General features: G+C 33.7%; 13 protein-coding genes. 3 read left to right on the plus strand and 10 right to left on the minus strand.

Annotated features, from left to right (window positions below):
• Positions 1-8 precede the first annotated feature (8 nt).
• Genes ABD077_RS20660 through ABD077_RS20705 form a run of 10 tightly spaced genes read right to left on the minus strand, consistent with a single transcriptional unit; the run spans position 9 to position 21,401 of the window.
• Positions 9-2,363 (minus strand): ABC transporter permease, encoded by a 2,355-nt coding sequence (locus ABD077_RS20660; RefSeq protein ID WP_343914123.1) that lies wholly within the window; start codon positions 2,361-2,363, stop codon positions 9-11.
• A 58-nt stretch (positions 2,364-2,421) separates the two neighbouring features.
• On the minus strand, positions 2,422-4,806 hold the full coding sequence (locus ABD077_RS20665) for an ABC transporter permease (protein WP_343914124.1): 2,385 nt from the start codon (positions 4,804-4,806) through the stop codon (positions 2,422-2,424).
• A gap of 43 nt (positions 4,807-4,849) precedes the next feature.
• Positions 4,850-7,267 carry an FtsX-like permease family protein gene (locus ABD077_RS20670; protein WP_343914125.1) on the minus strand — a complete coding sequence of 806 codons (2,418 nt, stop codon included), beginning with the start codon at positions 7,265-7,267 and terminating at the stop codon, positions 4,850-4,852.
• A 14-nt stretch (positions 7,268-7,281) separates the two neighbouring features.
• Positions 7,282-9,708: an ABC transporter permease gene (locus tag ABD077_RS20675; protein ID WP_343914126.1), complete on the minus strand. Its 2,427-nt coding sequence runs from the start codon at positions 9,706-9,708 to the stop codon at positions 7,282-7,284.
• Positions 9,709-9,733: 25 nt separating this feature from the next.
• Positions 9,734-12,115, minus strand: a complete 2,382-nt coding sequence (locus tag ABD077_RS20680) for an ABC transporter permease (protein ID WP_343914127.1) — start codon at positions 12,113-12,115, stop codon at positions 9,734-9,736.
• A gap of 45 nt (positions 12,116-12,160) precedes the next feature.
• A complete protein-coding gene (locus ABD077_RS20685; RefSeq protein WP_343914128.1) occupies positions 12,161-14,557 on the minus strand; it encodes an ABC transporter permease in 2,397 nt (798 codons plus the stop codon).
• Between the two features lie 36 nt (positions 14,558-14,593).
• Positions 14,594-16,978, minus strand: a complete 2,385-nt coding sequence (locus ABD077_RS20690; RefSeq protein ID WP_343914129.1) for an ABC transporter permease — start codon at positions 16,976-16,978, stop codon at positions 14,594-14,596.
• Between the two features lie 25 nt (positions 16,979-17,003).
• Positions 17,004-19,409, minus strand: a complete 2,406-nt coding sequence (locus ABD077_RS20695; RefSeq protein ID WP_343914130.1) for an ABC transporter permease — start codon at positions 19,407-19,409, stop codon at positions 17,004-17,006.
• A 36-nt stretch (positions 19,410-19,445) separates the two neighbouring features.
• Positions 19,446-20,123 carry an ABC transporter ATP-binding protein gene (locus ABD077_RS20700; protein ID WP_299607386.1) on the minus strand — a complete coding sequence of 226 codons (678 nt, stop codon included), beginning with the start codon at positions 20,121-20,123 and terminating at the stop codon, positions 19,446-19,448.
• Positions 20,124-20,150: 27 nt separating this feature from the next.
• The gene (locus ABD077_RS20705; RefSeq protein WP_343914131.1) at positions 20,151-21,401 is read right to left on the minus strand and encodes an efflux RND transporter periplasmic adaptor subunit; all 1,251 of its coding nucleotides are present in this window, start codon (positions 21,399-21,401) and stop codon (positions 20,151-20,153) included.
• Between the two features lie 208 nt (positions 21,402-21,609).
• Here ABD077_RS20705 and ABD077_RS20710 point away from each other — a divergent pair, with 208 nt between their 5' ends.
• The 3 genes from ABD077_RS20710 (at position 21,610) to ABD077_RS20720 (ending at position 25,300) form a co-directional block, all read left to right on the plus strand.
• Positions 21,610-22,959 carry a sigma-54-dependent transcriptional regulator gene (locus ABD077_RS20710; RefSeq protein ID WP_343914132.1) on the plus strand — a complete coding sequence of 450 codons (1,350 nt, stop codon included), beginning with the start codon at positions 21,610-21,612 and terminating at the stop codon, positions 22,957-22,959.
• The gene (locus tag ABD077_RS20715; RefSeq protein WP_343914133.1) at positions 22,949-24,292 is read left to right on the plus strand and encodes a sensor histidine kinase; all 1,344 of its coding nucleotides are present in this window, start codon (positions 22,949-22,951) and stop codon (positions 24,290-24,292) included. Before ABD077_RS20710 ends, ABD077_RS20715 begins: the two co-directional genes overlap by 11 nt.
• A gap of 177 nt (positions 24,293-24,469) precedes the next feature.
• Entirely contained in the window at positions 24,470-25,300 is an 831-nt protein-coding gene (locus ABD077_RS20720; RefSeq protein ID WP_343914134.1) for a GLPGLI family protein, read from the plus strand.
• The last annotated feature ends 29 nt before the right edge of the window (positions 25,301-25,329 follow it).

The following is a 25,329-nucleotide window of genomic DNA, read 5'->3' on the forward strand; positions in this document are numbered from 1 at the left end:
TGTTTTTATTACTCGGTTTTTAGACTGTTAATAGGATTGGCTATTGCCGCTTTAACAGCCTGAAAACTTACAGTTGCTAATGCAATGAGAATTGCGACAATTCCTGCGATGACAAATACTATCCAGTTAATTTCTATGCGATAAGCATAGTCTTGTAACCAGTTGTTCATAAAGAACCAAGCTAAGGGCACTGCTAATAAAATGGCAATGCAGACTAATTTTAGAAAATCTTTAGATAGTAATTTTACAATACCAGTTACACTGGCACCCAATACTTTTCGTACTCCGATTTCTTTGCTTCGCTGTTCTGCAGTATATGCTGCCAATCCAAAAAGTCCTAAACAGGATATAAAAATTGCCAACAAAGCAAAGATCCTTGATAGCTCACCAATAAGTTGCTCACTTTTAAATTTAGCATCAAAAGCTTCATCAACAAAAGTATATTCGAATGGGAAAGCAGGATTGTGCTTTTTCAATACTTCCCCAATTCCAGATATTGCCTGATCAATTGGAGTGCCCTGTTGTGTTTTGATATACATATATCTTGCAAAATTTGGGTTGTTTATAAATAATACAGGATCACTGGTATCAAACATATCATCATAGATATAATCTTTAACGACTCCTATGATTTCGTAAGAATCATCACCTCTATTAACCTTTTTACCTACTGGATTATCAGTTTTCATTAGTTTAGCTAGTGATTGAGAAATCATCACATTGGTACTATCGGCGTCTACGTTGGTACCAAAACCACGACCTTCGACAATTTCCATGCCTGTAGTTTCAAAAAAACTAGCTGTGATGTTTCTAAAGGATAGCAAAACATCTTGGGTATTAACGCCTCCCTGCCAGGTAAATCCAGAACCATTATTACCTCCTGATAATATTTGAGAATTACACAATGCAGCATTATGAATATATCCGCTTTTAATTAGATCTTGCTGAATTACAGAAAACTTGTCAATAATTTCATCATTAACGCGCATAGAAATCAATCGTTCTTTATCGTATCCAAGCTCTCTGTTTTTAGCATGCTGAATTTGTTGATATACGATGATTGTACAGATGATAAAAACAATAGAAATGGTAAACTGTCCTACCACTAATCCTTTTCTTATAAAAGATGCGGATCCGCTTTTAACTTTTATACCTTTTAAAACTTCTACTGGTCTAAAAGAGGATAGGTAAAAAGCTGGATATAAACCAGCAAACAATCCACAGACTACAGTAATAACTAATAATATACCAATGTGAGAAGGCTTAGATAAACCAAGAACAAGATTTTTATCAATCAGGAGATTAAACTGTGGTAATAATACCACCAATAATATAACACTTATGATAGCCGCAAAACAAGCCATCATCATAGATTCTGATACAAATTGAATAATCAAACGAGATCGACTAGAACCGATAGCTTTTCGAACACCTACTTCATTTGCTCTCTTTTCGCTGCGAGCGGTGGATAGGTTCATAAAATTAATACAAGCAATTAGTAATATGATCAGCGCTATTAGAGAAAATAGACGTACATAGGTGATTTTTCCACCAACTTTTTTGCCTTCTTCAAATTTGGAACGCAAATACCAATCTTTCATAGGATGTAAAAAGGCGTAGGTGTCACTTTCGGCGTCTTTTGCAGGGATCAGAGCTTTAACTTTTTCATCCACTTCAGCTACGTTAGCTTCGGGTGATAACTCTACAAAAGTATCGGAGAAATTACTACCGTATTCTGTCATCCATTCAGCACCATTTCTGTAGCGCTCAAATGGAGCTACCCAATCAAATGGAAAGGAAACATTTTCTGGTAAATTTTTTACAACTCCAGTGATAAGGTAATTGTCTTTATTATTGAGTTTTACTGTTTTTCCGAGTACTTTTTCGTTTTTGCCAAAGAGCAGTTCAGCTGTTTCTTGGGTAACGACTATGGCCTCTGGATTCTCAAAGGCTCCTTTTATAGAACCTTCAATAAATTCTAAACTAAAAATATCTAGAAAATCGGCGTCTGCATATCTTCCAGTTCTATTGATAGCACGATCACCAACCGTAAAAAGTCGTTCTTCAGAACTAGATCTTGTAGCTCTAATAACTCCAGGGATTTCATCTTTCATTGCCTGAGCAAGAGGACCTGGAGTAGAGTAGAAGGTTCTCCATTCTTCTTCATAATTCTGATTGGTAGGTGTATAATAGATATGATCTTGTCTTGCAAAATCCTTATTAAAACTTACTTCATCTTCTACCCAAAGAAAAATAAGGCTTGCACAAGTAATACCGATAGCTAATCCAAAAATGTTTAAAAAGCTATATCCTTTATTTTTTAATAAACTTCGGAAAGCAACTTTTATATAGTTAGTGATCATAATTGTTCGTTTTTGATGTGTGTTATTGGATCCACCTTAGGCGGACAGGTTGATTGATTTATTCTGTTTTAAGACTTTTGATCGGATTAGCAGTGGCTGCTTTAATAGCTTTGTAACTAATGGTAAGCAAAGTGATAATTAATAGTAATCCCACAGCAACTACGAAAATCCACCAGTTTATTTCTGTTCGATACGTATAATTTTGTAACCAGTTATTCATAAAATACCAGGCTATTGGCGATGCTATAGCGCCTGCTAATAAGATCAATTTGAAGAAATCCTGCATTACAATAGCTAGGATATCCTTAACTTTTCCTCCTAATACTTTCCTTATTCCAATTTCTCTTGTTTTTAGTGCGATAAAGAAAGAAATAAGTCCGTAAAGCCCTAAACAACTTATAAAAATTGCAAGACCAGAAAATATTTTGGTCATTGATAAGAAACGTTGCTCTTCGATGTATTGCTGCGCTATGCGCTCGTCTAAAAACTTATATTGATATACAAATTTTGGAAACACTTGCTTCCAGCGACTTTCGATAGCTTTCAACGCAGTACTTATATCGGCACCATCTATTTTAACAGCTAGTTCGCTATAACCAGTTTTTTCTGGTGCTATAAAAACAGGACCAATACCACTTAAGAAGTTTTGATTGTGGAAATTAGCAATAACGCCAACGATGGTAGCTTTTACTCTGCCACGATTGGCTTCTATTTGTTTTCCTATTAATTCTTCATAGGAAGAGAGTCCTAGTTTATCTGCTACTCTTTGATTTACCACAACTTCTGTTATAGAATCCGAGGTGAAAAAATTACGCCCGGCGATAAGTTTTAAATTAAATGTATTTAGATAATCCTCGTCGGCAAGTTTAGCGCCTATGGAGAACTCTTCATACTGGGGTCTATTATGATATCGGAAACTAGTTCCCCATTCATTTTCTGCTGCTCCAGGACTTGATAAACAAGCCGTAGTATTTGATACTCCAGAAATACTATTTAATCTGTTTTTTAGTCCTTGTAATTTTAATAGTTCAATTTCTTCTGGAATTTCTAACATTACGATAGCTTCTTTATCAAAACCTAGATCGGAAGTAATTGCAAAATTGATTTGTTTACCGATTACGATAGTAGCTACAATAAGCATAATGGAAATTGCAAATTGAGCAGTTACTAATACTTTTCGTGTAAACTTACCACCAGTGTCATTCTGAGTAAGTTTCCCTTTTAATGCTAGAGTAGGTAAAATTCTTGCCATTAAAATACCTGGATAGCTACCTGCCAAAAGTGATACTAATAGTAACAGTGTGATAAGAAAACTTATTACTTTAAAGGAAAGCAAAGATTGGATACTTAACTGCAATTCAAATAATTCATTGAACTTGGGTAATACTCCAATAGAAATCCCAATTCCTAGTAGTAATGCGAATAGACTTATTAAAAAAGTTTCTAATATAAATTGCCAGAATAGTTTGGTTTTACTTACACCAAGTACTTTTCTAACTCCAATTTCCTTAGATCTAGAAAATGCTTGTGCTGTGGAAATATTAATAAAATTAATACAGCCAACTGCTATTAGAAATATTCCAATTAAAGAAAATATCCATAGGAGACTCACATTAATACCACCATATTTTTGTTCTAAATGAACATCAGCAAGTGGTTGTAACTTGTATCTGTGTACGTTTTTACTTTTTGGTCTGTATTTAGAAACCAAGGAAATAAGTGTTTTCTCAATATGAGAAATATCTTGATTAGGTCTTAAAAGTGTATAACACTGTAAACTGTTTGTGATACCTCCCCAACTCTTGCTATATGCAAATTGGCTATAATTTTTAAGACTTTCATAGGATATAAATACATCTCCTTGTACGGAAGAATTAGTAGGAATATCATTAAGTACTCCTATAACCTGTATCGTTTCTGTATTCTGAAGTCTAAATGTTTTTCCTAGTGGAGATGTACTATCCCCATACATTTTCTTAGCAAAACTCTCGGTAATATAAGCAACATTAGGTGCTGCGAAATTATGTGTACCAAGAGATTCTTGTAGGGGAAAATTAAATATTTCAAAAAAATCTGGCTCCGCAAAAACTACATCTTCTAATAAACGATTGGTGTTAGAATCCATTCCATCGATTTGCCATTCTTGTCTAATAAAGATGTTCGCTACTTTTTCAGAATAATTAAAATCAGATCTGAATACACTTGCAAAACCAGGAGGAACACTGGCTTCATATTCTATGGCATCTTGATGTTCTTCCGTGACAACTCTGTAAATCCTATTAGAGTTGTTATGGAAATTATCGAATTGTAAATGGTAGTTTACAAAGAGAAATATTAAAATAGAACATCCAAACCCAAGCGCTAATCCTAAGATGTTTATAAAGGAAAACACTTTTCGTTTCTGTATATTTCTCCAAGCTATTTTGAAATAATTCCTAATCATAATTGTCTGCTTTTAGATCTGCTTTGGAGCAGAAAAATTGATATTATTCTGTTCGTAATGAATTCACCGGATTTGCAGTTGCAGTTTTAACCGTTTGGAAGGATATTGTAAGTAAAGCAATTAATAAAACAATACCTCCAGCTCCAAGAAATAATACTATATTCAAATCGATACGATAGATGTAGTTTTGTAACCACTTGCTCATCATCCACCAGGCAATAGGTGCAGCAATCAAAAAGGCAATAGAAACTAACTTTAAAAAGTCTTTGGTTAGAAGCATAGTAATTGCTATAATATTTGCTCCAACAACTTTTCGAATGCCTATTTCCTTTTTTCTTTTTGCAACAATAAGCAAGGTCATCGCAAAAAGACCAATACAGCTTAAAATAATTGCCAATAAAGAACCACTACTAATCATAGAGATCATATCGCGTTCTCTTTTCAGAGTTCTGTCAACATTTTCGTTCAAGAAGGAAGCCTGAAACTCTGCGTTAGGTTCTATAGTAGCCCAAGCATTTTTTACAATGTCATAAGATGCTTCTAGATTCTGGGGAGCAACTTTTACATATACGTTTCTCAGATTCCAATCAGGTAGCGCAAAAAGAGACATCGGTGCAATATTTCTATCCAAATTCTGAAAATTAAAATCTTTAATAACTCCAACTATAGAATAGAATTTATCATCTATGTTTAACTGAGCGTTTAGTATTTGATCTTCATTTAGTTGTCTTGCCATAGATTCATTGATAATGACTGATAGGCTATCACTTGCCAGATTTTTCCTGAAAGCTCTACCTTCTAATAATTCCAAATCCAAAGTTTTGATATAATCTGAATCAACTACGAGCATATGAGTTTCAACTCCGACGCCATTATGATCAAACCCAAGAACACTTGTTGATCGAGATCCATCTTTACCTAAACCTAAGATATTATTGGATGCGGATACGCTTAAAATGTTTGTCTGATCTTTTAATTCATTTCGCAAAAGTTGTAATGCCTGTTGATCATTTCGCTTTCCATTTAACGGGAAGGCAATTACTTGTTCTTTATTATATCCTAAATCCTTGTTACGTAAGAACTGTACTTGTTCCCAAACCACAAGAGTTCCGCATATTAATATCGTAGCAATTCCAAATTGCGCCACGATTAAACCGTTTCGTAAATAGTTTTTTCCGTTAGCGTTTAATTTACCTTTTAAACTTTGTATGGTATTCAAACGACTCATTAATATCGCAGGATATCCACCCGCTATGAGTGTGATGCCGACTATTGCCAATAGTAAGAAAACTATAGATGCAGGATCTAATAAGGTAGCAAAGGTTGCTTTGGTTTTAAAAAGTACTTTAAAATGAGGAAGTAGAAGAATGGTAGTTACAATACCTAGAATAATAGAAATTATAAAAACAAGAACGCTTTCTCCCCAAAATTGGAAAAACAATTGCTTTTTGTTGGCTCCAAGAGTTTTTCGCATACCAATTTCTCGAAGTCTTTGATCACTTTTGGAAACACTCATATTTACAAAGTTTACACAAGCTATAAACAGAATGAGGAGTGCAATACCTAAAACGATGTATGGCATTTTTCGATTTACTTTGGCAGGACCTTGATCAAAATTGGTAAACTTTTTATCTAAAAATGATAATAATTTTATTTGTATGTACTCCCCATTAACAATCGGTTGGATACCATCTCTTTTTGCACTTTCTATAGCATCTTTATAATGTAGTTTTGTAAAATCTTTGGTGCTGTTTTCAAATTGCTCGGGTGTGATTCCTTGCGCTAATTTCATGTATACTTCATGGTTTTCAACATCCCAACGACCCACAGTTCTCTCATATGCATGTTGTCCTTGACTTTTAAAGTTTAATACGATATCAAATCCTATGGAACTTGTATCAGGAAAGTCTTCGATAAGAGAACTAATAGTAAATGGAACTTGCTTTCCATCTCTAAGAATTGTTACCGTTTGTCCAATCGGATTTTTGTCACCAAATATTCGGTTAGCAGCAAATTCTGTAATGGCAATAGAAGATTCTGATGTAATGGGGTTTTGTGTATCCCCTTTAATGATGGGAAAACTAAAGATATCGAAAAAGTCCGGATCTACAAAAGCACCATTCATTCTCAATTCTTTATCCTCATAACTTAATAATAAATTTCCACCAGTACGACGTGTTATTTTCTCAACTCCGCTTATTTCTTTCTGTAAAGTTTCTGCAAAAGGTTCTGATTTGGAAGTATTGGCTTCTATGCCATTAGGCGTGCTATCTTCTGAGTATACCATATAGATTTGATCTCCATTTTTGTGAAAATGGTCAAATGACAATTCGAAAACAGCATATATTGTTAGTAACAATGCTGCCCCAAATGCTAGTGTCAATCCTACAATATTAAAGGATGTGAAAATTCTATTCTTCCATAAATTACGAAAGGCTATTTTGATATAATTCTTAATCATAATTATGCGTTTATTTATTCTGTTCGTAATGAATTTACTGGGTTTGCGGTAGCTGCTTTCATAGCTTCGATACTAACCGTTAAAAGCGTGATAGCCATAGTTACGATGCCTGCCAATAAGAATACCCACCAACTTATTGATATTCTATAAGTGAAATCTTGTAACCAGTTCTCCATCAAATAATAGGATAGAGGAGTAGCTATGACTAGTGCTACGATTATTAGAATAAAAAAGTCTTTGGTCAACATTTTTACTACAGTACTTACACTTGCTCCAAGTACCTTTCGAATTCCAATTTCTTTTTTCTTTTGTTCTGCCATAAAAGAGATTAATCCAAATAATCCCAGGCAGCTGATCAATATCGCTAGTGTAGTAAAGGCAACTGAAATATTCGCAAGGCGTTTTTCTTCGGCGATAAGTTTTTCGGCTTCTTTGTCTACAAAAGTATAAACAAAAGGAGTTGTTTTATTTACCTGATTCCAAGCAGTTTTTAATTGGCCAAGAATAGTCTCGAAATTGGATGTTTCTGTTTTTATCAATAACCAATCTGGTGTATCGTCTACATACATTAATAAAGGTTCGATTTCTTCTTTTAGCGAAGCATAATGAAAGTCTTCGGTTACTCCGATTACTTCTACAGTAGTAACATCACCACCAGTAGAGAAAAGAATTTTTTGCCCGATCGCATTCTCTATATTTAACTTAAAAGCATCTATAGTAGCTTTATTCACCAACACTTGAGTTGTATCTTGTTTTTTTAGGGGACGGCCGGTAAGTAATTTAGTTTTAGTAGTTTTTAAATAGTCAGCATTTATACCATTTACTTTTACCAATTTAGGTTTTGTAGGGTCTCCACTAGGTAAATATGCACCAACATCACTTCTTAATAATTGAGAAGGGAAAATATTACATCCAGACACAGATTTTACACCCGATACCGTACTCATATTTGTTTTTAGCGTTTCATATTGCCCAAAAGCCTCTTGAGTACCTAAACGAACCGCAATTAGATTGTCAGTTTCATACCCCATATCTCTATTTTGGGCAAATCGAACTTGCTGGGTAATAATATATACAGTAGCAATTAATCCAATCGATACTACGAATTGAAAAACGACTAATCCTTTGCGTAATAAAGTGCCTTTAGGGTTTGCTGATACCGATCCTTTTAATACACGAGTTGGTTTTACAGAGGAAAGTATGAGTGCAGGATAAATTCCAGCAACAAATCCTGTAAGAATGCCAACTGCTAGTAGCGTTGTTAATACTCTCCAATCTAATATATCAAGATAAGCTACATTACCTTGGGTAAGCATATTTATGACAGGAAGAAGAATTGTCGTTAGAGGAATACTAACTAAGGTAGCAAAAAGAGAAAGTAATATAGATTCTCCCAAAAACTGACCGATAAGTGATTTTTTGTCCGCTCCAATAGTTTTACGAACACCAATTTCTTTAGCTCTTTTGTTGGCTCTCGCCGTACTTAGATTGATAAAATTCACACAAGCCACTAATTGAATAAATAAGGCTAGTGTGATTAAAAGATATAGATAACTAATATCTGATATAGGTCCGATTTGTCTGGATATGCCTTTGGAATGTAAGTGTATATCACTAACTTTTTGAAGGAACAGTTGTTTTGTGAAATTTAATTTAGCAAAATCTTTTGCTCCACGAGCATTTAAAAAGCCCGGAAGTTTACTTTGCACTAAGGCCTCATTATCTGACGAGTTTAGCTTTACATAGGTATAAATAAAGTTTTGTGTTGCAAAGTTTTGTACTGTTCTCACAAATTCTCCAAGGCCAGGAGTATTCATAGTAACCAGATAATTAGGATTGATATGAGACTTTTCTGGATTACTATCATCAAAAACACCGGTTACTTTTAGTGATAATTGTTGCTCTCCACTTCCTGATAATACAGTTTTATTAATGGCAGGCACATTACCAAATAGTTTTTGAGCTAATGAAGCAGATAGTACGACGGTATTAGGTTCCACTAATGCAGTCTCGGGATTTCCTTCTAAAAACTTAAACGTGAAAATATTAAAAACAGTAGCATCGGCAAGGTAACCTCTTGGTTCATAAAAACCTTCATTCTGATCACTTGCTCTAATAAGTTCTTCTGTACCCTCACCCATATATACCAATCGAGTCGCTTCTATAACCTCAGGAAAGTCTTCTTTCATGGCAAAACCGATTGGAGGTCCGCTGGATGCAGCATTGAATTGAACAGAACTGGGATCATCGATAATTGTTCGTACTCTATATAAAGCCTCAGCGTCCTTATGATGATCATCATAACCTAACTGCGCAAATACATATAATAATATACTCAAACAACAGACTGTACCTACTGTAAGCCCTAGCAGATTAATTGTAGTTTGTAGTTTGTTTTTTTGAAGGCTTCTCCATGCTATTTTAAAATAATTCCTGATCATGATTGTTCGTTTTTTGATTGATGATTTATTCGGTTCTAAGTGCGTTTACTGGATTTGACAGAGAAGCTTTTACCGCATGAAAGCTAACAGTGAATATGGCTATAAGGATCGCTGAGCCACCAGATAATAGGAACATCCACCATTGTATATCAATCCTAAATGCGAAGTTTTGTAACCAATTATGCATCACATACCAAGCAATAGGAGAAGCAATAGCAAAAGCAATCATTACAAGTTTTAGGAAATCTTTGGATAAAAGATTTACAATTTCAGATACCGAAGCTCCGATTACTTTTCTAATACCGATTTCTCGTTTTCTTTGTAATGTACTGTAAGCAGCAAGTCCCAGTAAACCTAGACAGGATATTAGTATTGCTAAACTAGCGAAGTACAGAAACAGATTTCCAAATCGCTCTTCACTTTCATATTGTTCGTTGAATGCATCATCCAAAAAGTAATAATCAAAAGGTTGCTCTGGTAAAAATGACTCCCATAATTTCTCTATTTCACCAATAGTTTGTTTCATATTATTAGAACCTAGCTTTACAGTAATTAAATCATTTCTATTCGTCTCCATTCTCATGGTTAGAGGTCCAATCTGATCATGAAGAGAGTTAAAATGGAAATTTTTGACAACCCCAATTACCTGACCTTCACGACCCCATTGTTTAAATTTGGCACCAATAGCATTCTGTGGATCACTATATCCTAGTAATTTTACAGTTTCTTCATTAATGATCATCGCTTTTGTAGAATCTGAAGCGAAATCTTTAGAAAATGCTCTCCCCGCTAAAATTTCAAGATCAAACTGTGGGATATAATCATGATCAACAAAATAGAGGTCTAGATTTGCTATTTGCAAATCCCCTGATTTATTTTCTATTTCTGAATAAGCTGATGAATTTCCTCCTCCAGGTACACTAGAACCTAGACTTGTGAATTTTACTCCAGAAATATTACTGATAGCATTCTTTAGTGCTAATTGAGATGTAGACGATTCTGCTTCAAGAATTAATAATTGATCCTTGTTAAACCCTAATTCCTGATTACGCATATATTCCATTTGATTATAGATAATAATCGTACCAGTAATAAGTATAATCGAAATAGTAAATTGTATAATTACAAGACTTTTTCGAAGCAAAACACCTTTGCCACCAGTAGAGAAATTACCTTTAAGTACTTGTATAGGTTTAAAAGAGGATAATACTATGGAAGGGTAGATTCCTGCAAAAATTCCTATGGCTAATGAAATTCCAAATAATTTAAAAATATTAGAATAATTAGAAAACAAGCCTTCGCTAATTACCTTTCCTGCGATATCATTAAAAAACGGTAGGATTAGCATGGTTAAGACTGTTGTAATGCAAAAAGCTATCAAACAAGTTATTATCGATTCTCCAATAAATTGTAGTGACAATTGTTGTTTTTCGGCACCCATTACTTTTCGGATACCTACTTCTTTTGCTCTTTCTACAGAACGAGCGGTAGTAAGGTTAATGAAATTGATAGACGCAATAAGAAGAATAAAAATAGCTATGATAGAAAATATATATACATTGGTCATACTTCCACCACCGGTACCACCTCTGGTAGATTCTAGGTATAATGTTTTAAGAGGTTCTAAGTGGAGCGTAACAAACATTTTACTTTGTTTCATAAATTCTCCACTATGCTTCTCTAGAAATGCTGGAAATTTAGAAGTTAGTTGATCTATATTCGTATTTGGATTAACCAAAACATAGGCTGCTGCATCATAACTACCCCATCTGGTATCTAATTCTTTGTCTAAATTTTGTGTAAATGTGGTTAGGGATAGTATCATATCCGCTTGGATGTGAGAGTTTTCAGGGAAATCCTTCATTACTCCAGTTACTACAGAGTTGAACCCTTCTTCAGTTATTTTTAACGATTTACCAACAGGATTTTGGTTTCCAAAGTATTTTTTTGCTGTAGTTTCGGATAATACAATGCTAAATTGCTTTTTCAGCACTTCTTTTGGATTTCCTTGTACCAATTCGAAATCAAAAACCGAGAAAAAACTGGAATCCGCTGCAATCGCATTGGTTTCTTTAAATTTTAGATCATCTTTGCGGACGATCATATTTAAATCATTTATCCGTACTGCAGATGTAATTTCAGGAAAATCCTTCTCTAAATTAGGAGGAACAGCCCAAGCAGTTATATTCGCTTCTATATTATCAGAAGGAGTTTTAATATCTGCAACAACCCTGTAGATATTATCTGTTTTACTATGAAAGTTGTCATAACTTAATTCGAAACTAACATATAAAAGCATTAGAAAGCTGGCTGTCATTCCTATCGATAAGCCCGTAATATTAATAAATGTAAAACCTCTTCTTCTCCAAAGGTTTCTCCATGCTATTTTAAAATAATTCCTGATCATAACGATTCGTTTTTGATCCACCCAAGGTGGAAAGATTGATTTTGTCTATTCTGTTTTTAAACTATCTATAGGATTGGCTATTGCTGCTTTAATCCCCTGAAAACTCAATGTAACTATTGATAAAACTATTGCTACTCCACCTGCGATTGCAAATGACCACCAAGGTATATTGATTCTATAAGCAAAATAATTAAGCCAGTTATCAGCAAGATACCATGCCAAGGGTGATGCAATAACTATTGCTAATAGGACTAAGACCATAAAATCATTTGAAAGAAGAACTAGGATTTCAGAAACAGACGCACCTAATACTTTACGAATTCCTATTTCTTTAATACGCTGTTCTGAAGCGAAAGTTACCAGACCTAGTAGTCCTAAACTTGCTATTACTAAAGCTAGCACTATAAAAATGTAAAAGATAAACGACAAACGTTCTTCTGCTTTGTAAAGCGCATCAAAAGCATCATCCATAAACTGATAACTAAATGGTGTAGTTTTATCAAAGTTGGTATAGGTATTTTCAATTTTAGTAAGTAAAGTAGATAACTTTGCTTTACTGTTATACTTTATATACAGACAAGTGCTAAAGAGACCCATCATGTTTTTACTTGCATCGATTTCTGAACTCACAAAAAAGGCTAATGGTTTAATTGGAGTTTCTAATGAGGTATAATTAAAATCTTTTACTACTCCTGCAATTTCATAAAACTGATTTCCAAAACTTATTTTTGTTCCTCGTGGGTCTGATTTTAATCCTAAATCACTAATTGTTTTTTGGTTAATGATAATTTTTTTATCCTCAGAAAATGTAGTTCTTTCTTCGGGTTCTAAATACCATGAAACTGCTAGAGTTTTTATAAAGTGTTCATCCACATTGAATACAGAAACGGTATAGTTCTCTGAACTATTCTCTTTTGAAGTAAAATAAACACCATATCCGCCATACATTTTATTCATTGACACAGTAGTTTGTTCTACTTCTGAAATTTTTTTTATTTCATTTCTGAAGGCTGCAGCATTATTAATAATACTTGTTTCTACTGGAATCATAATAATATTAGACCGTTGTAAACCTGTATCCTTATTATGTATAAAATCTAGTTGAGTACCCATTACAATACCTGAAATGATAAGTAATACCGCAATTGTAAACTGAAGTGTAGTAAAGACTTTTCTTACGGTTGCACTACCTGTGTTTTTTTCGAGTTTATTCTTGAAGCTCTTTATAGGATTAGAAGATGACAATACAATAGCCGGATATATTCCAGAAAAAAATACAGCAAAAACTAATAAGCTTATTAAAGTAACTATAAAAGACCCATTGAAGAAAAATGTATTACTAATTTCTATATTAAGTAACTCTAAAAAATGGTCTTTGACAATAATACTAATAAGTATGCCTATTAAAAAAGAAATACAAACGAAAATACCTGATTCTAAGTAAAATTGTACAGCGAGGCTATTTCTATTGGCCCCACTTATTTTACGAATTCCTACTTCTTTAGCCCTAGTCCCAGCTCTTGCTGTTGTTAGACTAATATAGTTTGTAAGTGCTAAAATTAATATTAGGAAAGCAACTAGTGGAAATATATTTAGGTAATTAAAACGTCCTGTATCAATTTTGTGAGCATGTATACTCGCAAGTGACTCTAATGTATAACTAGAAGTTGATTCTTTATTACTAAGTCTGTCAAGTCTTTTAGCTGTATTTGCAACTGTTGTTGCTTTATTAATTGCATTTAATTTTAGGTAGGTGGCAAAACTACCACCTTGAAACCGATCTGATACTAATAGAGGTCTAGTCTCTTTCATTAACGATAAACTAGACATAGAAATTATTACATCCGCTTTAATTGAAGAATTCGTTGGAAAATCCTTCATAACACCAGTCACGGTAAAATTATATGTACTATCCTGTTTTATCTTAATTTGTTTACCAACCGGGTTAGCTTTTCCAAAATATTTTTCTGAAACATCCTGAGACAGTACAATAGAAAAAGGGTCTTTCAGAACATCAGAAGCACTGCCTTTCAATAGTTCAAAAGAGAAAAAAGAAAATAAATTAGCATCTGCAGCGGCAAATCTGTTTTCAGAAAAGACTTTATTGTTAGCGGTATTAGGAGTTACATTAATTGATTGATGATATTCGTAATAACGAAATGCATCTTCAACATTAGGGTCATTCTCTTTTAATTGCGAAGAAACTGAAGCACTAAGCCTCGTCATTCTTATTTCATCATCCCTCATTTTAAACTTTCCCACAATACTAAAAATACGATGCGCATCCTCATGAAATTGATCATAATTTTTCTCATGAGAAACATACATCATAATGAGTATACAGGCAGCTAAACCTAATGAAAGACCTACCAGATTAATAAAACTATTAAGCTTATTTCTCCAAAGGTTTCTCCATGCTATTTTAAAATAATTCCTGATCATGATTGTTGGTTTACTGTTCGTTTGTTGATTGATTATTTATTCCGTTCTTAATGAATTTATTGGATTTGCCATAGCGGATTTAATAGCTCTTATTCCTAATGTAAATGAGGTAATGCATACGGCAATAACAGCAGCCAATCCAAACATCCACCATTTAATTGATATACTATAGGCGAAACCATTTAGCCATGAGTTCATTGCGTACCATGCTAATGGAAATGCGATAAGTGCTGCTATTCCTACTAGGAAGATGTAATCTTTAGATAATAAGAGTACTATTTTGGTAACACCAGCACCTAAAACTTTGCGCACTCCAATTTCTTTTACTCTCCTTTTTGCTGAAAAAGAAATGAGTCCAAAAAGACCTAAACATGAAATAAAAATTGCAAGAATCGCTGTAATACTTACAGACTTTAGAATTCCTTCAATTAATAAATATTGACCACTAACTTTATCTGTTAATCTCGATTGTATATATGTTTTTCTCGAAGGAATATTCTCAAATGCGGTGGTAATCATTTTCTCGATATTGGCTTCATGACCTTCTTGTACACGTACCGTTAAAAACCTATGTTTGTTTAATGTTTTTCGATCTCTATAAATATGAACCAAAGGTTCAATAGCATTTTGTAAATCTTGATAATGAAAATCTTTTACGACACCTACTATAGGCTGTTTTATTGAATTTTCTCCTTTAGAACCAAGTGTTTTTCCATCGATTGTTTTCCACCCAAAAGCTTTTAACGCTGCTTCATTTATGATAACTGGATATTCATCAGCCTGATCTAGGTTTTTATTAAAATTACGACCCTTGGTTATTGGGATACCTAATGTTTTAAAATAGGATTCGTCTGCGTATGACCTTCGTATTCTAACATCTCTATTACTTGCTTTATCATAATATGTGGTATAGTTGAAATAATACTCTGATGGTACTGCTTGACTCGTTGAAACGCTCTTTACATAAGGATTAGACTCCAATTCATTTAAAAGTGCATTAAATTTTGATTGAGCAACATCAAAGTTTTTATAATCTAAATCTATATTCCCTACCAAAACATTAGCACGTTCAAAACCTAAATCTGCATTTTTCATAAAACCTATCTGTCTATTAAGTATAATCGCAACGCTTATACATAGGATAGCAATAGTGAATTGAAGAATTATAAAAGAATTACGTAACAAAAAGTTACTTTTTACTTGCTGGATCTTTCCTTTAATACCTAAGGTTACAGGGATTTTTACAAAACGGAGACTAGGTAATATAGACACCACTAAAGTTGCAATAATTCCAATAAAAATAATCCCTAAAATAACTGGATAATCTTCGATCAGATTAAAGGAAATTCTTCCAAATTCAGGGCCAAATGTATCATTGAATCTAGGAAGATTTATAGTAAAGAACAGCAACATGGATATTAAAATGGAAACAAAAACCAGTATACCATTCTCTATACAGTATTGTAAAATGAGCCCTTTCTTATCACTACCTAATACTTTTCTAACAGCAATTGTTTTGGTACGACTCAGCATAGTAGAAGTGTTTAGATTCAAAAGGTTAACCAATATGATAAGTAAAATAAACAATGCTGCGGCAATGGAACTGGTAATGATAATGTCAACAACAGGAATAGCATCCGTTCGAAAATCTGTGAATGGTATTATCTTCATTTCGGCAATCGGACTTCCCTCTGTACGGTTTCCGATAATCAATTCCGTTATACTAGTTTTAAGTTTGGTTAGATCACTATTAGGTTTCATTTTAAAATAAGTAGGAGAAAAAGTATTATCCCAGTTATTCTGAGCGATAAAAGAAGCATTTGTTTCAAGAATTGTATTAGGAAGTAAAACTTCAAATCTAAAAGACGAATATGGACTAATAGGTTCAAAAACTCCAGTAACTTTTAAGTTGAGTGTATCCGCTCCAACGATAGTTTTACCAACTGGGTTGATATCTCCAAAAATCTGTTTGCTTACTTTATCTGTAAGTACTATAGAGTATTTTTCTTTTAAAGCGGTCGTTTTATTTCCATATTTCAAAGGAAGATCAAAAACTTCAAAAAACTCAGGATCAGCATAACTTGTGTTGTTTTGAAAATCTTTTCCATTAGATGCTAACCACATAGTGTTCCAACTGTGTAAATGTGTTCCTGCAATAACATCCGGAGAACTATTGAGTATGCGATCTAGCAAAGGGTAGGGGACTTCATTATAATCATTACCATCTGTTAAAATCGTTTTTGCGTAAAATATATGCTCTTTATTGGGTATTGGACTATCTGCGTTATAGTATGCATATACAGAAAACAATAGTGTTAATACACTTGATATTCCTATACTAAGACCAATCATGTTTAACAGAGAAAGCGTTTTGTTTTTCTGTAAGTTTCTTAGGGATATTTTCAGATAATTTCTAAACATTACTGTTCGTTTTTTGATTGATGATTTATTCCGTTCTTAATGAATTAGCTGGGTTTGTAGTTGCGGTTCGTATGGCTTGGATACTTACCGTAATGATTGTGATGAGTAATGCACCTAAACCAGCAATTAAGAAAGTTGTATAGGAAATATTGATTCGATAAGGGAATTTTTGTAACCATTGACTCATAAAGTAATATGCTAATGGAGCCGCCATAATAAGCGCAATCATTACTAAAGTGATGAAGTCTTTAGATAATTGCATCCACAAGTGCGTAATCGAAGCTCCTAATATTTTACGAATTCCTATTTCCTTTGTACGTTGTTCTGCAACGAACGAAGCAAGTCCAAATAAACCTAAAAGGCTGATAAAGATGGCTAATACTGTAAATACTTTAGAAAGGCTTGCAACTCTTTCTTCGGATCTAAACTTTTTTGCATATTCTTCATCTATGAACTGATAATCAAAAGGAACGTTAGGGAAATTCTTTTTGAAAACTCCTTCTACGATTTCTAAGTTTTTCCTAACACTATTTTCTGGATTTAGTCTTAAGTTCCAATAAGAAACATTTCCGTGTTGATCAAAAGCATACATAGATTGTTTTACTGGGCTGTAAGGAGATTGCATAATGATATCATCGATTACACCAATAATTTTAAGAGGTGGGTTAGGATCATTTTCATCAGAATGCCTGATTAGTTTTCCGATAGGATTTTTGATACCCATATATGCCACTGCTGTCTTGTTTAAAATAACCGCTGATGAATCGGATGGAAAATCTCTGGAGAAACCTCTTCCTTCAATAATTTCAGCGCCTAATGTTTCTACAAACTCATAAGACACATCTGTATAAGCAAGATTTTCCTGAAAACCTACAGGTTTACCTTCCCAAGTATATCCACCTCTATTAGACCAGACGTCTGTTGTAGGACTACTGGTGGTTGCCATTTCTATAGCACCTCCAGAAGCTATGAATTGATCTCGCATCACATCAGCTTTACCAATAAACTCACTACTCATTACAGGCATTTGCACCAATCCTTCCTTATCATACCCTGTAGGTCTGTTTTTACTATGTTGAATTTGATTCATAACAATCAGCGTTCCTATGATTAATGCGATAGATACCGTAAACTGTGTGACTACTAATATTTTTCTTGGAAGTGCAGAAAAACGACCAGCTTTAAAAGTTCCTTTTAATACCGATACTGGATTAAATGAAGATAAGTACAGTGCAGGATAGCTTCCTGATAGGAATGCTGTAAGCAAAATAAATAATATAGAAATGATCCAAAAGATTGGGTTAGCCCAAGGAAAAAGAATCTCCTTACTAGCTAAGTTATTAAATCCGCCTAAGCTGATTAGTACAATGGTTATTGCTACAACGAATGACAACACAACGATTAAAAATGATTCACTTAAAAACTGGAATATAAGTTGTCCTCTTTGTGAACCAATAGATTTTCTAATCCCAACTTCAGTAGCTCTTTTTTCGGAACGCGCGGTACTTAGATTTACGAAATTGATACAAGCAAGCAATAAAATGAATATTCCGATGATACCAAATAACCAAACGTTTTCAATACGTCCTCCTGTTTGAACTCCATTTTCAAACTCACTTCTCAAATACCAATCTTTCATTGGAAAAAGAAATATTTGCGGATTAAATTCTGCTTCTTCTGGAGAGGCATTTTTCTTTACATCAATGATTTTAGAAGTAATTGCTTCCATAGTGGTGTTATCATTGATCTGCACAAATAACTGAAATGAATTATTACCCCAAGCAGTTTTGGCACGCTCTAACCATGGTTGTGTAGTGACATAGTATTTCCAAGGAACTAAATAATCCATGTCCTTAAAAGAAGTATTCTCTGGATTGTCTTTAAAAACAGCTGTAATCGCAAGATCATCGCGATTATTAATTTTTACTATTTTTCCAATAGCTATACTTATGTCATCTCCGAATAATGCTTGAGCGCAAGATTCGGATAACATGATGGAGTTTTTTTCTTTGATTCCATTTTTTTCTCCAGCAATGATTTCTAGATTTAGCATTTCCGGAGCACCTTCTTGCATGGCATAACCACGTCTATTGATATTGGTATTTCCATATCGGATATACCTTGGTTGTTCCCAAGAAGACATAATAATATGTTTAAAATTATCATTGTGTTCTTCTCGTAAAGCAAATTCTAAAGGTCTCGGAATTGCAGGTCCTGTTTCTACCACGTTGTTGGAAGATTCATGTTGGAATACTTGAGCAATCGTATCATAATTTTCGAAATGCTTATTGTGATTAAGCTCGTCGTGTATCCAAAGACCTATAAGTATCGTGGCCGCCATTCCTATGGCTAAACCGGATATATTGATAAAAGAATAGATCTTATTCTTTAAAAGATTTCTCCACGCTATTTTAAAATAATTCTTAATCATGATTGCTCGTTTTTTTGATGATTTTATGAATGACCTCTATACTAATACATTTTCTGTTACTTTCTGACCATCTAACATTCGGATAATGCGATGGCTGTATTTGGCGTCATGTTCACTATGCGTTACCATTATGATGGTAGTTCCAGCTTCATTAAGTTCTATTAATAAATCCATAACCTCATTACCATTTGTACTATCTAGGTTTCCAGTAGGTTCATCGGCAAGAATTAATTTTGGATTATTTACTACAGCTCTTGCTACGGCAACTCTTTGCTGCTGACCACCTGATAATTGCTGAGGGAAGTGATTACGTCTGTGCATGATTTGCATTTTTTCTAAAACTTCTTCTACACGTTGTTTACGTTCTGCAGGTTTTACACCAGTATAAATAAGAGGTAATTCTACGTTTTCAAAAACGGTAAGCTCATCAATAAGGTTAAAGCTCTGAAATACGAAACCTACATTGTGCTTACGAAGATCTGAACGCTTACGCTCGTTATATCCAGCAACTTCTTCGCCATTGAATTTGAAACTTCCTCCATCTGGATCATCGAGCAATCCAAGAATGTTTAATAAGGTTGATTTACCACATCCAGAGGGTCCCATGATGGCTACGAATTCACCTTCCTTTACTTCAAAGGATAATTTGTTTAATGCGATAGTTTGTACTTCTTCAGTTCTGTAAAACTTTTCTAAATCAGTTATTTGTATCATTTCGATCTATTTTTTAATTGATTGCTTTTACTTTAATATTAATTCTTCGGTATCTCCAAAACTGTCATAACTAGAGGTTACTACCTTATCTCCAGGAAGTAATCCATCAATAATTTCATAGTATTCAGTGTTTTGACTACCTAAACTTATGGTCACTTTATATGCTGAATTTCCGTTTTCACTTATTTTATATACCCAGTTTCCGCCTGTTTTTTGGAAAAATCCACCTTTAGGGATTAACAGGGCTTGTTTTTCTGCGCTAAGCGCTACACGTATTTGCAGATTTTGTCCTCTTCTGATTCCTTCAGGAACATCACCTTCGAATTGCATATCTACTTGGAAACGACCATTATTTACTTGAGTGAATACTTTCTTGATCACTAGGGTGTACATTTTGTTATTAAAACTAAATGTTCCTTTTTGACCATTGTATATTCTGGAGATGTAATGCTCGTCGATGTCAACTCTCACCTTATATCCACTTAGAACATCTATCTGACCTAATCGCTCTCCTTTATTTTTAGATTGTCCGATTTCTGCATCTAAAGAAGTCAATTGGCCATCTACTGGCGCGCGAACGACAAGATCTCCTACTTTTTTTCGCATTAATTCTAAAGCATTTTGAGTTCTGGTATAAGAGCTTTGTGCTTGATTTAATTCTAGTTTAGTAGAGATAGAATCCTGGCTTAATACTTGTTTGGCTAACTGCATTCTTTCTTGCTGGTATTTGTAATTGTTCTCAGAGGATTCATACTCTTGTCGTCCTACAGCTCCTTTATCGTATAGTCTTTTATTTAATTCATACACGCGTTTTGCCTCAATAAGGCTATTTTCTACATCCGTAAATTGATTACGACGATTAATCGTATTTTGTCTTGCTGCATTTTGCGAAATTTGCATCTGAGTAAGTAGATTATATACCGACGTTTCTTGATTGATCAGACTTAACTCTAAGTCTGTATTTGATAATCTTAGAATCGGTTCTCCTTTTTTCATAATTGCTCCATCTTCAACATATTTTTCTTCAACTCTTCCGCCTTCTAATGCATCTAAATAGATTGTTGTAATGGGTAGGACAATTCCGTTTACAGGAATGTTTTCCTGAAACACATCTTTTTTAATAGTACTGATAGCAATACGCTCTTTTTCTACATTTAATTTAGATCCTCCCAGAGATTGAGAAAAGACAAAGATGATGAGTGCTACTACTAATAAACCACCTATTACCATCGCTATACGTGATTTAGAAAATTTCTTTTTTTGAATTGGAACGTCCATTGATTGATTTTTTAATTACAATCTTTAGATAGTCAAGATGATGCCAAAAAATTAAGTTACTGATTATCAGTTATTAATATTTTTTGGTAAAAATAAAAGTGTTCGGTTTTGATACACTTTCTGTTCGGAAATAGTACATTTAGCAATCCCAAAATATTTTGTTTTTATAATTTTTACGACATCAGGATAATATTGTAATATTGTATCAATGGTATTAAAGGAAGCTACGATTTTAGTTATAGATGATGATGTAGATGTATTAACTGCATTGCGTCTTTTATTAAAGCCTTTGGTAAAGGAGGTAATTATTGAAAAAAATCCAAGTAATATCGGTGCTCAGATAGACAAGAAGAGCTTTGATATTATTATCTTGGATATGAACTTCAATGGTTTGGTAAATACAGGTAATGAAGGGATATTTTGGTTAAATGAAATTAAAAAATCTAGACCTGATACCGATGTAGTCTTAATTACGGCGTATGCTGATATTGATTTGGCGATAAGAGCGCTAAAAGAAGGAGCTTCGGACTTTTTGGTAAAACCATGGAAGAATGAAAAAATAATAAATACTATTAGTTTATTATTAAAAGCCCGAAAGTCTAATACAACTAATAAAAATCCTCAAACACTTTCTACGAGTACTATCATTGGAGAAAGCGACGCGATAAAAGATGTTTTCTTAAAGCTTAAAAAAGTAGCTCCAACCGATGCCAATGTTTTGATTCTAGGTGAGAATGGTACTGGTAAAGATTTAATCGCAAGAGCATTACATGACAATTCTAATAGAAGAAATAAGCCATTTGTAAAAGTAGATGTTGGTGCACTTACTTCTTCTCTTTTCGAAAGTGAATTGTTTGGATATAAAAAAGGAGCTTTTACAGATGCGAAAGAGGATAGGACAGGAAGGTTTGAAGCTGCCAACGGAGGGACTTTATTTTTAGATGAAATAGGGAATATCACCTTAGGACAGCAGGTACGATTATTAACGGTATTACAAAACAGATTGGTAACTCCTTTAGGTTCTAATCAGGAAATACCGATCGATATCCGGCTGATATGTGCCACAAACCTGGAGCCCAAAGTACTGGCAGATGAGCAAAAGTTTAGAAAAGATCTGATTTATAGAATAAATACGGTGGATATCGTTATGCCACCCTTACGCGATAGAGGAACTGATATTACATTATTAGCAAAACACTTTATTGCTATCTATGCTGATAAATATAATAAAGCACAGTTTTCATTGGATTCTGGATTTATATCTAAATTAAAAAAACACGATTTCCCAGGTAATGTTAGAGAGTTACAATATGTTTTAGAAAGAGCGGTAATTATGACAGATGGAAATGTTTTGAAACCTGAAGATTTGGTGTTTTCAACTATCGAACGCCAAACGACCAAGACTTCATCGACAACTACAATGAACTTGGATAGTATAGAGAAAAATGCAATTCTTACAGTTCTGGAGAAGAATAAAGGAAATGTTTCTAAATCGGCAAAAGAATTAGGAATCACAAGAGCAGCGTTATACAGAAGGTTAGACAAATATGAATTATAACGGTTATATCACTCGCCTTTTTTTAAGGATTTTAGTTTTGGTAGCGCTTATCTTAGGTGTCGTATACGCTTTTGATAAAGGGTATACTAGTATCGGAACTATAGTAAGTTTTGTAATTGTTTATTTCGGTTACACCACCTATGTTTTTGTGAAACGTCGATTCGTAGTAATGGATGATTTTTTTGAGGCCGTTAAATATAGAGACTTTTCACGATGGTTTCCAGAAGATAGAGGCCCTAAAGATATTCGATTTTTATATAGAGGTTTTAATGAAGTAAATCGTACCATTAAAGAAATCAATTCCAAGAACGAAGCGCAATATGTGTATCTCCAAAAAATATTAGAAATGGTGGACATAGGAATTATTGCGTATAATCTGGATACAGGAGATGTTTTATGGTCCAATGATTCTTTTAGAGAAACGCTTGATTTCCCATCGTTTAAAAATATTCGCTTTGTAGAAGGTAGAAAACCAGAATTGTATGATGCTATTTTTGAAACCTATCACAGAGAACCCAATTCGATTTCTATAGCCGTACAGAATGAAAAGATAAAAGTTCTCATTTCTGATACTGTTTTTCAGGTAAAGGATGATCCGTTTAAGCTAATTGTACTCCAGAACATTGATGATACTTTAAATAGAAATGAATCAGAAGCTTGGAAAAAGTTATTGAGTGTGATGACTCATGAAATTATGAATTCTATTGCTCCGATTTCGTCATTAGCGGATACATTGCAAACACATTTACAGCTAACATTAGATAATCCAGAGGAATATCCACTAGAATTACAAGACATCAATGCAGGTATCAAAACCATTCAGAATAGGAGTGAAGGGCTACTAAAGTTTGCTAAAACCTATCGTAGTCTTAGTAAAGTAACGCATTTGAGCTTGGAGAAGAAAATGGTGGTAGAACTATTTGACACCATAAAGTTATTGATGCAACCTTCATTGGATGTAAAAAACATTCATATAGATTTTAAAGTAACACCACCAAAATTAGAATTAAATATTGATAGCTATCTCATAGAGCAAGTGCTAATAAATCTAATTGTAAATGCGGTAGATGCATGTAAACATAGAGAGGAGCCACAAATAAGAGTAATTGCAGAGCAAAAACCAAATAGGAATATTGTTATTAAAGTGTATGATAATGGTTCTGGAATTCCACAAGATATTATGGAGAGTATCTTTATTCCATTTTTTACAAGTAAGTCTACGGGTAGTGGTATCGGTCTTAGTTTATGTAAACAGATTATGTTATTACATAAAGGTAAAATACTCGTAAATAGTAAAGAAGACGAAGGAACTGTGTTTAGTTTGGTTTTTTAAGAAATTATAAAGGACTTCATTTAAGAAAGAAGAAAAACTGAGTTTATTTATTGTTTGTAAAGTATTTTGATTTCCCGTTTTGCTCAAGTTTACTTGATACATTCCGTTAATGTTTTAATAAAGAATAGTTCACTTGTTTAACATTTTTATATATTAGTTAAACAAAACTAATCTTAGATGAAAAATTTTACTAGCAGGCCCTTACCGTTTTTATTCTTTCTTTTTTTCTCATTAAATATTTTTTCCCAAGATTTTCAGGGGAAAGCCTATTATTATTCAAAATCCACCATGGAATTAGGAAGTTGGGGAGCGCGATTAAGTGAAGCTCAGAAAAAACAAGTAGCTGCACGATTGAAGAATCGATTAGAAAAAACATACATCTTAACTTTTGATAAAGTTGGATCAACCTTTAAAGAGGATGAGAAATTGGATGTGGATGTACTTTCTGGAGCTACAGATACTTGGGGAAAGAATTTCTCACCTGGAGCACAATATAAGAATGTGAAAACCAACGAACTTGTTCAAAAGCAGGAGTTTTATGGAAAAAACTTTTTGGTTAAAGATAAACTTCCATCCATAGATTGGAAAATGGGAGCTGAAACTAAACAAATAGGGGGTTATACTTGTTATAAGGCAACAGCTGCGATACCTACTGCCGATCTTACATGGTATGATTTTTCATGGAGCGAATTAAGAGCAGCAGATAAAGAAAAAGGTGAGGAAGTCAACATGACTGAAGTAACTGCTTGGTATACGCTTAACATTCCTGTTAGTTCTGGACCCTCTGAATATTGGGGATTACCAGGATTAATTCTAGAGGTAAATGTTGGCAATACTACCATGCTGTGTTTTAAGGTAGTTATGAACCCAGAAGAAAAGTCATCTATAGAAGCTCCAAAAAAAGGTAAGGTTGTAACTAAAAAGGAGTACAAAGAAATCATTACTGGAAAGATGCAAGAAATGCGGAATAATAGAGGAAGACAACGACCAGGAAGAACAGGAAGATAATTGAGTTATTGTAGATCCTTACCTATCAC

Origin of the sequence: Aquimarina litoralis (assembly GCF_039523995.1) — a bacterium.
Lineage (GTDB): Bacteria > Bacteroidota > Bacteroidia > Flavobacteriales > Flavobacteriaceae > Aquimarina > Aquimarina litoralis.

Excerpts from the sequence above, each read along its gene's own strand:
- ABD077_RS20660 (WP_343914123.1), bottom strand. The coding sequence starts at position 2,363 with ATGATCACTAACTATATAAAAGTTGCTTTCCGAAGTTTATTAAAAAAT.
- ABD077_RS20665 (WP_343914124.1), bottom strand. The coding sequence starts at position 4,806 with ATGATTAGGAATTATTTCAAAATAGCTTGGAGAAATATACAGAAACGA.
- ABD077_RS20670 (WP_343914125.1), bottom strand. The coding sequence starts at position 7,267 with ATGATTAAGAATTATATCAAAATAGCCTTTCGTAATTTATGGAAGAAT.
- ABD077_RS20675 (WP_343914126.1), bottom strand. The coding sequence starts at position 9,708 with ATGATCAGGAATTATTTTAAAATAGCATGGAGAAGCCTTCAAAAAAAC.
- ABD077_RS20680 (WP_343914127.1), bottom strand. The coding sequence starts at position 12,115 with ATGATCAGGAATTATTTTAAAATAGCATGGAGAAACCTTTGGAGAAGA.
- ABD077_RS20685 (WP_343914128.1), bottom strand. The coding sequence starts at position 14,557 with ATGATCAGGAATTATTTTAAAATAGCATGGAGAAACCTTTGGAGAAAT.
- ABD077_RS20690 (WP_343914129.1), bottom strand. The coding sequence starts at position 16,978 with ATGTTTAGAAATTATCTGAAAATATCCCTAAGAAACTTACAGAAAAAC.
- ABD077_RS20695 (WP_343914130.1), bottom strand. The coding sequence starts at position 19,409 with ATGATTAAGAATTATTTTAAAATAGCGTGGAGAAATCTTTTAAAGAAT.
- ABD077_RS20700 (WP_299607386.1), bottom strand. The coding sequence starts at position 20,123 with ATGATACAAATAACTGATTTAGAAAAGTTTTACAGAACTGAAGAAGTA.
- ABD077_RS20705 (WP_343914131.1), bottom strand. The coding sequence starts at position 21,401 with ATGGACGTTCCAATTCAAAAAAAGAAATTTTCTAAATCACGTATAGCG.
- ABD077_RS20710 (WP_343914132.1), top strand. The coding sequence starts at position 21,610 with ATGGTATTAAAGGAAGCTACGATTTTAGTTATAGATGATGATGTAGAT.
- ABD077_RS20715 (WP_343914133.1), top strand. The coding sequence starts at position 22,949 with ATGAATTATAACGGTTATATCACTCGCCTTTTTTTAAGGATTTTAGTT.
- ABD077_RS20720 (WP_343914134.1), top strand. The coding sequence starts at position 24,470 with ATGAAAAATTTTACTAGCAGGCCCTTACCGTTTTTATTCTTTCTTTTT.